Consider the following 10900-nt stretch of genomic DNA (forward strand, 5'->3'; position numbering starts at 1 on the left):
TTATAAAAAGTATCAGAACTTTCATAAAACACTATGTTTTACAATTACGTAGATAGTAATAATTCAAGATACTCTATCTGAATTATAACGATCGATGTCAATGAACTTAAAATTAAAAAAGTAGTTTGTAACAACTACTTTTTCTTGTGACGGTTGGCTCTTCTTCGTTTTTTACGCTTATGCGTAGCAACCTTGTGTCTTTTACGTTTTTTACCACTTGGCATAGTGTGTGCTCTTTTATATGATTATTTACTAACTTCTACGTTGGACTTTACACCTTCTACAAAAATCTTTGCAGGTTTAAAAGCCGGAATATTGTGTGCAGGAATTTTTATTGTAGTATTTTTAGAAATATTCCTTCCCGTTTTTTCTGCTCTGGTTTTGATAATAAAGCTACCAAATCCTCTCAAATAAACATTATCGCCACTTTCCAAAGAACTTTTTACTTCTTCCATAAAGGTCTCAACAGTTGCCTGAACATCTCCTTTTTCAATACCTAGTTTCTCTGAAATTTTTGCTACAATATCTGCTTTAGTCATTATACTTCCTTTTAGGGTTTTATTTAAATTTTGAGGGGGCAAATATAATAATTTAAAATCCAAAAAATCAAGACTTAAGATGAAAAAGTGATCTTTTAAAGCTTTAATTTTACAAAACAGACAAATTTATGATTTATTTTTCTAAAAAACTCATTTCGTGGTATTTACAAAACAAACGTTCCATGCCTTGGAGGGAGACGACAGACCCTTATCATATTTGGCTGAGCGAAATCATACTTCAACAGACCCGGGTTGCTCAAGGATTACCATATTATAACGCATTTATCGAAGCTTTTCCTACCGTGTTTGAACTTGCCGAAGCCGAAGAAGAAACCGTACTTAAATTATGGCAAGGATTAGGGTATTACAGTCGGGCCCGTAACCTTCATTATACGGCAAAACAGATTGTATCGGAGTATGGCGGGCAATTTCCAAATTCTTATAAAGAGTTATTAAAATTAAAAGGAGTTGGGGATTATACTGCCAGTGCTATTGCTTCTATCTGTTTTAAGGAGCCTACGCCGGTTGTAGATGGTAATGTTTACCGTGTATTGTCCCGTTATTTTAAAATTGCTACACCTATTAACAGTACGGCTGGTATCAAAGAATTTAAAGAAATAGCTTTGCAGGTAATAGATACCGAACAACCTGATACCTATAATCAGGCTATAATGGAATTCGGGGCTTTACAATGCAAACCTCAAAATCCGTATTGTATTATTTGCCCGTTAAACGAAAGTTGTGCCGCTTTACAAAAAGGAAGCGTATCAGAATTACCGGTTAAATTAAAAAAGTCAAAAATCAAAAAACGATATTTTACGTACCTGCTCTTTGTAATTAAAGATGTTAAAACTATCTTACAAAAGCGTACGGAAAAAGGTATTTGGCAAAACCTGTATGAATTTCCTTTACTAGAGTTTGATAAAGCTCCTAAAAGTGAGAAGCTTATTTTTGAGCATCCTTTATTTCAAAATATGGTAAAGGATACAGTGTATCAAATTGAAAAAATCAAAGACTACCACAAAGTCCATAAATTAAGCCATCAACATTTATATACAGAATTCTATATAATCCATACGGAAACAGTCCCTGAACTGACTCTAAATCAAGAAGAAATTAAGCTTTCCGAACTCCGAAATTATCCGGTACCTATATTAATTGGCAATGCTATTGACTATATTGAGAAGAATCAATTAATTTTGTAAGCCTACCATATCATCATTTTTTGGTATATTTACTAAAGACCTAACACAAATCATTCAAAATTAAAATTTTATGTCAGGAACACTTAACAAAGTAATGCTTATCGGACACACCGGAGATGAAGTTAAAATGCATTATTTTGAAGGCGGAAATAGTATTGGTCGATTTCCTTTAGCTACTAATGATTCATACATGAACAAAACTACCGGAGAACGGGTGACCACTACAGAATGGCACAATATTACGGTACGTAACAAAGCTGCTGAAATTTGTGAGAAATACCTTAAAAAAGGGGATAAAGTATATATTGAAGGAAGGTTAAAGACCCGTAAGTGGCAGGATGATAAAGGCAATGATCGCTACTCCACTGAAATTCAATGTACCGAATTCACCTTTTTAACCCCTAAAGGAGAAAATCAATCATCAGGTGCAATGCCAGGGGTTTCTGCCATGCAAACTGATGCTAAAACAACCCCAACAGTTAGTGGAGACACTCAGCCTACCTCCAAAATCCCCGAAGAAGACGATTTACCTTTTTAAACTTGTTTAACCAAACCTTTAGCCGTTGGACCCTGGCCCAGAATTTTTACTTTTTGTTTTTCCCTTTTTGCTAACTTCTCAGCTTCCGTATATTCTTGCGGTTATTCTTTTGCTTTTTTGCTCTGCTTTAATATCTGGTAGTGAGGTTGCTTTGTTTTCCCTTACTCCTTCGGATTTACCTAAGGATAAAGAACTTGCCACCCCTAATCAACAGATCATTTTAAAGCTTCTGGCAAAACCAAAAAAACTGTTGGCCACTATTTTAGTTGCTAATAACTTTATCAATATTGCCATCGTACTGCTTTTTGATATTCTCGGTAAAATATACTTTGAAGACTTGAACTACACTGTGCTAGGTTGGATTAATGTTCGTTTTGTAGTTGAAGTAGGTATTGTAACCTTTTTTATCCTACTATTTGGAGAAATTTTACCCAAAATCTACGCAAGTCGTAATAAAGTTTTATTTTCTAACTTAATGGCAAAGCCTCTAAATGTTTTGGATTGGTTTATTACACCAATTAGTTCTCCTATGCGTAGCATTACCATTGCAATTCATAATCAGTTCGGAAAACAAAAATCAAATTTTAGTGTAGATCAGCTATCACAGGCACTAGAATTAACCTCAGAAGAAGATACTACGACCGAGGAAAAAAAAATACTAGAAGGTATTGTTTCCTTTGGAAATACAGATACGAAACAGGTGATGAAGCCCCGTATTGATATTTTCGCGTTGAATATCGAACTTCCGTATGCTACTATTATTAAAGAAGTAGTAGAACAAGGGTATTCTCGGATTCCGGTTTTTGAAGAAAGTATTGATAAGGTAAAAGGTATTTTATACGTCAAAGATTTGTTACCTTATATTAATACCACAGATTTTGACTGGACCCAATTATTAAGGGAGCCTTATTTTGTCCCGGAAAATAAAAAACTGGATGATTTGTTGAATGATTTTAAGTTGAAAAAAAATCACCTGGCCATCGTAGTTGATGAATACGGAGGTACCAGTGGCCTTATTTCGCTAGAAGATATTATTGAAGAGATTGTAGGGGATATTAGCGATGAGTTTGATGATGAAGACTTGATTTTTTCAAAATTAGATGATGACACTTATATTTTTGAAGGAAGGACTTCACTTAAGGATTTTTATAAGGTAATCCAGCTAGAAGATACCGATCTGTTTGAGGAGAAAAAAGGAGATGCGGAAACGCTTGCGGGGCTTTTATTGGAACTCTCAGGCAATTTTCCAAAACCCGGTGAAGTTATACACTTAGCAAACTTTACTTTTAAAGTAGAAGCTTTAGATAGTAAACGTATTAAACGTATTAAACTAAGTATCAAGAATGAAGTCTAGCCTTTTAGTAATTATTATTCTTATAGTACTAATGTGTTTTGGGTGTCAAGAAGAAGCTACTAATCCAAAACCTCGTGCGATGCTAGGTCTGACTTTTCCGGAGGCAACCTATAACAGTTTGCAAACCTCTTGCCCGTATACTTTTGAACATAATAATATTACCGTAGCTACCGCTATTGATCAAAAAAACCCTTGTTGGTTGAATATCTCATATCCTCAACTCAAAGCCACTATCTATTTATCTTATTATCCGGTTACCAACAATTTACGTTCTTTATTGAGGGATGCGCAAAACATTACTAAAGAACATATGGTAAAAGCGGATGCGATTAAACCCGAAGTATATACCAATCCTGATAAAAGAGTGTTTGCCGAAATCAATAAGGTAAGCGGGGATGCTGCCTCTACCACGCAGTTTTACGCTACCGATAGCACTTCTCATTTTATATCCGGCTCGGTATATTTTCGGGCAAAACCTAATTACGACTCTATTTTACCAGCTGCACACTATTTGTACAAAGATGTAGTGCATTTGATTGAAACCTTAGAGTGGGAAGAGTAAGGTCGAGTTAATTTAACTTCATCACAATGTCATACATAGATAATAAAATTAATCAATCATAATTTCTGTAAACATTTAAATCTTTAACTTTTAGGATTACAAAAGATAGTTTACAATCGAGGAAACTTTTTATATATTTGCAATGTTTCCTATTTAATAATAATGATAAAGAGGTTTGAAACTATTTTACTTGAAGAAGCTTTTGAGTTTATCAAAAAACAAGATATTAAGGCTAAAAAGAAAATTTTTCAAAACATACGTAGGGCAGAACGACATAATGATCCTAAATTCTTTAAAAAATTAACAAGTGAAATATGGGAGTTTAGAACATTATATTCAGGTGTACAATATAGACTATTAGCTTTTTGGGATAAAAAAGATAAAAATCAAACGTTAGTTTTAGCAACTCATGGAATCTTGAAAAAAACTAGTAAAGTGGACAAAAAAGAAATTGAAAGATCAGAAAATATTAGAAAAATGTATTTTAAAAATAAAGAAGAATGAAAAAATACACTTTGGATAAAGCGGAAGACTTATTGATTGGAAAAAGAGGTACTAAAGAAAGAGAAGAATATGAGTTTGAGCTAAAACTAGAACTCATCGGAGATATGATAAAAAAAGCACGAAAAAAAAGAAAACTAACTCAAGAACAACTTGGCGAATTGGTAGGAGTGAAAAAAGCTCAAATCTCAAGATTAGAAAATAATACGGGCAATGTAACATTTGAAACCGTAATGCGAATTTTTAATGCACTTGATGCAAAATTAAATGTAAGCCTCCAACTATAAATACTATCTCTCTACTATTTCCTTTACAAAATCTATAGGTTAATTCTGCTTTTAAATCAGCATACTATTAATCCATATAAATACCATACATTTCATTTATTTTAAAGACTTTTGCCGTTAGTTTTATAAGCATGTCAAAAGATACTTTAAAATGGGTTTACCTGGGAGTTCTTTCTTTAGTCTGGGGTAGTTCCTTTATTTTAATTAAAAAATCCTTACTTGGTTTAACACCCCTTCAATTAGGGAGTTTACGTATCTTGTTTGCTGCGGTATTCTTATTACTCATTGGGTTACCTAGCTTAAAAACCATTAAAAAGAAGGAATGGAAGTGGATTGCTATTTCGGCATTTGTAGGTACGTTTATACCGGTTTTTCTGTTTGCTTATGCTCAAACCGAAATTGATAGTGCGATTACTTCAATTCTTAATTCGACCACTCCCCTGCTTACCTTAATTTTAGGAGCTTTATTGTTTTCTATAAATTTTACCCGAAATCAATTGATTGGAATTATTATCGGACTTCTGGGGTGTTGCGCTTTAATCTGGATTGGTTCTAACGTAAATCCCAGTCAAAACTATTGGTTTGCCGGTTTGGTTATTCTAGCCTCCGTTTGTTATGCAGCTAATGTGAATATTATTAAACGGTATATGCAGGACATCAACGCCACGGCAATTGCCGTAGGAAATTTTATTTTTTTAATTATTCCGGCTATTATTGTACTCATTGCTTCTGGTTTCTTTGCTACGGAAACGTTACAAGATCCTAAAGTACAAACCAGTTTATGGTACGTTGGCATTCTTGCCGTAGTAGGCACCGGAACGGCAAAAGTGTTGTTTAATAAATTAGTTCAAATCAGTAACCCGATTTTTGCATCTTCAGTTACCTATACCATCCCGGTAGTTGCCTTTACCTGGGGTATTCTAGATGGTGAAGATTTTACTCTTCTACAGTTTTTATCAGCAGGTGTGATTATACTAGGGGTTTTTATTTCGAATCGGAAGTAGAATTGCCAGATTTTAAGAAGTAACATATTTTAAACTCTTAATTTTTTGAAAAATCTTAAGAACGATTCGTTAATCCTGGACCACCCCCACAAAATAATTTTTCTTCCCTCGTTGTAATAAAACGAACTTCCCGTTGATTAAATCATCTTTTGTGATTTGATAACTATCTGTGACTTTTTCTTTGTTTACCGAAATGGAATTTTCTTTTAATGCCCTTCTTGCTTCCCCATTAGATTTTAGAAAATTAGTTTCTTCAGCTAGGGCAGCGATAATATCAATTCCATCTTCTATTTTATCCTTAGATAATTGTGCTTGGGGAACCCCTTCAAATACATCTAAAAACGTAGCTTCATCAAGGCTTTTTAAGTCGGTAGAAGTAGATTTTCCAAACAAGATAGCAGAAGCTTTGACTGCATTCTCCAAATCTTCGGTTGAATGCACCATAGCCGTAATTTCTTCAGCTAATTTTTTCTGAAGGTTACGGGCGTGCGGAGCTTCCTGATGTTCTTTAATTAATACTTCTATTTCTTCTTTCTTTAGAAAAGTAAAAATTCTAATATATTTTTCGGCATCTTCATCGCTGGAATTTAACCAGTATTGGTAAAATTTATAGGGAGAGGTACGTTTTGCATCCAGCCATACGTTGCCACCTTCTGATTTTCCAAATTTGGAACCGTCAGATTTGGTAATAAGCGAACAGGTTAAGGCATAGCCCTTACCTCCTCCTATTCTACGGATCAACTCCGTTCCTGTGGTGATATTACCCCATTGGTCACTACCGCCCATCTGTAACGTACAATCCAGGTTTTTATATAAGTGTAAGAAATCATAACCCTGTACCAATTGGTAGGTAAATTCGGTAAAAGACATACCGTCTGTAGACTCCGAAGAAATCCGGTTTTTAACGGAATCTTTTGCCATCATATAATTGACTGTAATATGTTTTCCAACATCCCGGATAAAATCCAAAAAGGAAAAATCCTTCATCCAGTCGTAGTTATTTACTAAAACCGCAGCATTTGCAGTTTTGCTTTCAAAATCTAAAAAACGCCCCAGTTGTTTTTTAATAGCTTCCTGGTTATAACGCAAGGTTTTTTCATCCAGTAAATTTCGCTCAGCCGACTTTCCCGAAGGATCACCAATCATGCCTGTTGCGCCTCCGACTAAAGCTACCGGTTTATGACCTGCTCTTTGATAATGTGCCAACAGCATGATGGGAACCAGATTACCAATGTGCAAAGAATCTGCGGTAGGATCAAAACCCACATAAGCAGCCCGCATTTCTTCTAGCAGATATTCTTCGGTTCCGGGCATAGCATCATGTAACATCCCCCGCCATTGTAATTCTTCAATAAAATTTGAAATCATAGTAATTTTGTTCTACTGGATCGCAAAGATATAAATCTGAAACCTTATGCTTGTAATCATAAATGTTTAAATACAATAAAACTAGTGAGAATAATAAAACCCAGATTGTACTTAATTCATACATTAGATTTTTTTCCAAATATAAAAGCCAAAAAACCACCGAAATTCTGATAGGAAACCAAAAGCCTACTATTTATACTTACTTTAGCTTATCAATTAAGACTATATGATTTTAGTTACCGGTGCTACGGGCCTTGTAGGTACTTATCTTTTATCCGAACTTACCAGAGGGAACCGGAAGATTCGGGCTATGTACCGTACACAGGAAAAACTTGATCATACCCGAGAGGTTTATTTGAAATTAAGTGCATCCAATACTGAAAATAGTTTCCAAAGGATTGAATGGGTACAGGGAGATATTACTGATGTAGTAACTTTAGAAACAGCTTTTACAGGAATTACCGTAGTATACCATTGTGCTGCCCTGATTTCTTTTGATCCGGCGGACTATTCTAAACTACGAAAAATTAATATTGAAGGGACTGCTAATATTGTAAATCAATGTGTTTTACATAGAGTTCATACTTTATGCCATATAAGTAGTATTGCTACTTTGGGCGAAAGTGTATCTTCTCAAAAAATTAATGAAAAAACCGAATGGAACCCGGAACATAAACATTCGGTATACGCCATTACAAAGTACGGAGCAGAAATGGAAGTTTGGCGTGGTTCTCAAGAAGGATTACAGGTTATCATTGTGAATCCGGGCATTATTATTGGCAGTGGCTTTTTTACATCCGGAAGTGGTTATTTCTTTAGACGGATCGCCAAAGGTTTATCTTATTACACCCCAGGTATCAGCGGATATATTGCAGCAGAAGATGTAGCTTCCTGTATGACTGCATTGGTTGATAAAGGTATAAAAAACGAACGCTATGTCCTCGTAGCTGAAAACTGGTCTTTTCAGCAATTCTTTTCTACGGTAGCAAATGCACTAAATAAACCTGCTCCGCATAAACAAGCAAGTAAAATAGGAATGCAACTGGCCGTATGGTATTACAACCTTCGTTATTTATTAACTGGAAAGCGGAGAAAATTGTTTAATGCCACCGTAAAAAGTGCTTTTTCGGAATCTGTTTATGATAATTCTAAAATTGTACAAGAACTGGATTATTCTTTTATTCCAGTAGATAAAGCAATTCAAGAAACTGCTGATTATTTTAAAAAGTATTATAACGTTAGCAATACCAAATAAGAAATATGACTTTGCAACTTAGATGGGTAAATTGCTATCATTACTGAAATTAGGATTTGTACTAAGCATAACCGAAACAATCCGGTTCAAAAGCATACTAAAATTCAATATTTAGAAAAATTAGTGTCCGATTAAAATAAACAAAAGTTTACGCAGCATAGTAAAATAAAATAATACCAAACTTTAAAGTAGTTAAAGGTTACTTTTTTACTTTATAAAAATAATTTGTCTTGATTCTTGGTTCTAGAAGCGATAGCGACCTGCCCGTCTGCAGGCGGGTCTTGAATCTTTACCGGACATTAATGATTCAAAACACTATTTCCTCAAAACCCCCTGCACCTCCATAATCGGTAAGTCTTGCAGTGCTCTTTCGTTAATTGTATTTTTAGGGAAAACAAAACGCTTATCAAAGAGTTGATTGTTATGAAAATACGTAACTGAAAAAGTATTGATCATCGATAATACTTCATCCTGAACGTATTCTATCTTTCTAAAAGACTTGGGAGCAATATCTCCTAAGTTATGACGTAGTAAAGATGTCTTTTTTAGATCATCATAACCTTTAGTTACTACCAACGCCGTTTCTAAGGTTTGACCGCTATCATTAATTAAATAGGCATTCCACTCATTAGCGGTAAATTCATCGTTCCATTCCCTGACTACTGCCACGTACACATCGGTTACAACCGGAATATGAATATCTTTTTTCAAAATAGATATTAATTTAGACAATAGTAATTACAATGCCGGAATAAACTGGTCTAAAAACCGTTTGTCATTTTCGCTTAATAACCTGATATCTAAAATCCCGTATTGCAATAAAGCAATCCGATCGATTCCCATTCCAAAGGCAAATCCGCTGTATTCATCCGGGTCGATATTACAATTTTTTAAAACATTAGGGTCTACCATCCCGCAACCCATGATCTCTAACCAACCCGTTCCTTTAGTCATTTTATAATCGGTTTCGGTTTCCAGGCCCCAATATACATCTACCTCAGCACTAGGCTCTGTAAACGGAAAGTAAGAAGGACGCAACCGGATTTTTGACTTTCCGAACATTTCCTGGGTAAAGTATTGCAAAGTTTGTTTTAAATCGGCAAAAGAGACATCTTTATCGATATATAAACCCTCTACCTGATGGAAAAAACAATGGGACCGGGCAGAAATCGCTTCGTTACGATATACCCTACCTGGCGAAATGGTACGAATAGGCGGTTTGTTATTTTCCATATACCGTACCTGTACTGATGAGGTATGTGTTCGCAATAAAATATCCGGATCCGTTTGTATAAAAAAGGTATCCTGCATATCTCGCGCCGGATGATATTCGGGTAAATTCAAGGCAGTAAAATTATGCCAGTCATCTTCAATTTCAGGACCTTCACTTACATTAAACCCAATACGAGAAAAGATGTCGATAATATTATTTTTTACTAAGGATATTGGGTGTCGCGAACCTATACTAATAGGTTCTCCCGGTCGTGTAATATCCTCACCTTTACTCTGGTACTGTGTACTGGTATCTGCTTCTTCTTTTAAAAGCTTTACCTTTTCTTCAGCTATATTTTTAAGGGTATTAATCGCTTGCCCGAACTCCTTTTTTTGTTCTACGGCAACGTTTCTGAATTCTGAGAAAAAATCGTTGATAATCCCTTTCTTTCCAGAGAACTTAATCCGAAAAGCTTCAATTTCTTCTTTGGATTTAGCTTGAAAATCTTCAACTTCGGCAATATATTCCTTGATCTTATCTATCATCTGTTTTATCTTTTCAACAGGTTTTGGTTTCAGCTACTGGCAAAAATACATTTTTCTAACGGATGTATTCTTGTTTGACAAAATATTGAACAATGGCTTCTTTCATTAAAACTGACTGTTCGCCAGCTTTTAAATGTGGTAATTGTTCTAAAACTTTATAATGAGGCCAACCATCATCATCATAAAAATCAAACTCATAATATCCATAAGGTTCTAACAACCTACAGATGGCAATATGCATCAAATCCAGTTTTTCATCTTTCTTAAATTTGCGATGTATTTGTCCCAATTCCTGAACACCAACCAGGTAAATGATGGTATCCAGGTCTATTTCGTCACCATCAGCGAATTGCGAAGACAGTTTTTTTAGTAAAACTTCCCAGCGTTCTTTTAATTTTTCATCTCCAACCATATGGACTTCTGTTCAGAATGCAAAAATACAATCTTTAGTATATATACTTATGTTTAGTGGAGATATAAAATCTAATCCTTTTTTAGTTTGAGTCCCACCCCCTGCCCCCCTAATGGA

At 34.9% G+C, this 10900-nt stretch carries 13 protein-coding genes; 8 read left to right on the forward strand and 5 right to left on the reverse strand.

Going from position 1 to position 10900, the window contains the following annotated elements; all coding sequences use genetic code 11:
• Positions 1-245: 245 nt before the first annotated feature.
• Entirely contained in the window at positions 246-539 is a 294-nt protein-coding gene (locus NBT05_RS04235) for an HU family DNA-binding protein (protein ID WP_265772211.1), read from the reverse strand.
• 131 nt (positions 540-670) lie between these two features.
• Here NBT05_RS04235 and mutY point away from each other — a divergent pair, with 131 nt between their 5' ends.
• The 7 genes from mutY to NBT05_RS04270 all read left to right on the forward strand — a co-directional run bounded on the left by mutY (position 671) and on the right by NBT05_RS04270 (position 5990).
• On the forward strand, positions 671-1744 hold the full coding sequence (mutY, locus tag NBT05_RS04240; protein ID WP_265773205.1) for an A/G-specific adenine glycosylase: 1074 nt from the start codon (positions 671-673) through the stop codon (positions 1742-1744).
• A gap of 70 nt (positions 1745-1814) precedes the next feature.
• A complete protein-coding gene (locus tag NBT05_RS04245) occupies positions 1815-2282 on the forward strand; it encodes a single-stranded DNA-binding protein (protein WP_265772212.1) in 468 nt (155 codons plus the stop codon).
• A gap of 25 nt (positions 2283-2307) precedes the next feature.
• The gene (gene gldE / locus NBT05_RS04250; protein WP_265772213.1) at positions 2308-3636 is read left to right on the forward strand and encodes a gliding motility-associated protein GldE; all 1329 of its coding nucleotides are present in this window, start codon (positions 2308-2310) and stop codon (positions 3634-3636) included.
• The gene (gene gldD / locus NBT05_RS04255; protein WP_265772214.1) at positions 3626-4198 is read left to right on the forward strand and encodes a gliding motility lipoprotein GldD; all 573 of its coding nucleotides are present in this window, start codon (positions 3626-3628) and stop codon (positions 4196-4198) included. The genes gldE and gldD overlap by 11 nt, the downstream gene beginning before the upstream one ends.
• Positions 4199-4360: 162 nt before the next feature.
• The gene (locus tag NBT05_RS04260) at positions 4361-4702 is read left to right on the forward strand and encodes a type II toxin-antitoxin system RelE/ParE family toxin (RefSeq protein WP_265772216.1); all 342 of its coding nucleotides are present in this window, start codon (positions 4361-4363) and stop codon (positions 4700-4702) included.
• Positions 4699-4986, forward strand: coding sequence for a helix-turn-helix domain-containing protein (locus NBT05_RS04265; RefSeq protein WP_265772217.1), 288 nt, complete (start codon positions 4699-4701; stop codon positions 4984-4986). The genes NBT05_RS04260 and NBT05_RS04265 overlap by 4 nt, the downstream gene beginning before the upstream one ends.
• A 131-nt stretch (positions 4987-5117) precedes the next feature.
• Entirely contained in the window at positions 5118-5990 is an 873-nt protein-coding gene (locus NBT05_RS04270) for a DMT family transporter (RefSeq protein WP_265772218.1), read from the forward strand.
• Positions 5991-6059: 69 nt separating this feature from the next.
• On the opposite strand, the gene tyrS is transcribed toward NBT05_RS04270, so the two are convergent.
• Entirely contained in the window at positions 6060-7358 is a 1299-nt protein-coding gene (gene tyrS, locus NBT05_RS04275; protein ID WP_265772219.1) for a tyrosine--tRNA ligase, read from the reverse strand.
• A gap of 226 nt (positions 7359-7584) precedes the next feature.
• Between tyrS and NBT05_RS04280 the strand changes: the two genes are divergently transcribed.
• A complete protein-coding gene (locus tag NBT05_RS04280) occupies positions 7585-8613 on the forward strand; it encodes an NAD-dependent epimerase/dehydratase family protein (RefSeq protein ID WP_265772220.1) in 1029 nt (342 codons plus the stop codon).
• Positions 8614-8928: 315 nt separating this feature from the next.
• On the opposite strand, the gene NBT05_RS04285 is transcribed toward NBT05_RS04280, so the two are convergent.
• The 3 genes from NBT05_RS04285 to NBT05_RS04295 are packed head-to-tail and all read right to left on the reverse strand — an operon-like array spanning position 8929 to position 10783.
• Positions 8929-9324 carry a hypothetical protein gene (locus tag NBT05_RS04285; RefSeq protein ID WP_265772221.1) on the reverse strand — a complete coding sequence of 132 codons (396 nt, stop codon included), beginning with the start codon at positions 9322-9324 and terminating at the stop codon, positions 8929-8931.
• Between the two features lie 27 nt (positions 9325-9351).
• A complete protein-coding gene (gene pheS / locus NBT05_RS04290) occupies positions 9352-10371 on the reverse strand; it encodes a phenylalanine--tRNA ligase subunit alpha (RefSeq protein WP_265772222.1) in 1020 nt (339 codons plus the stop codon).
• A 55-nt stretch (positions 10372-10426) separates the two neighbouring features.
• Positions 10427-10783 carry a hypothetical protein gene (locus NBT05_RS04295; protein ID WP_265772223.1) on the reverse strand — a complete coding sequence of 119 codons (357 nt, stop codon included), beginning with the start codon at positions 10781-10783 and terminating at the stop codon, positions 10427-10429.
• Positions 10784-10900: the final 117 nt, after the last annotated feature.

It is taken from the genome of Aquimarina sp. ERC-38 (assembly GCF_026222555.1).
Lineage (GTDB): Bacteria > Bacteroidota > Bacteroidia > Flavobacteriales > Flavobacteriaceae > Aquimarina.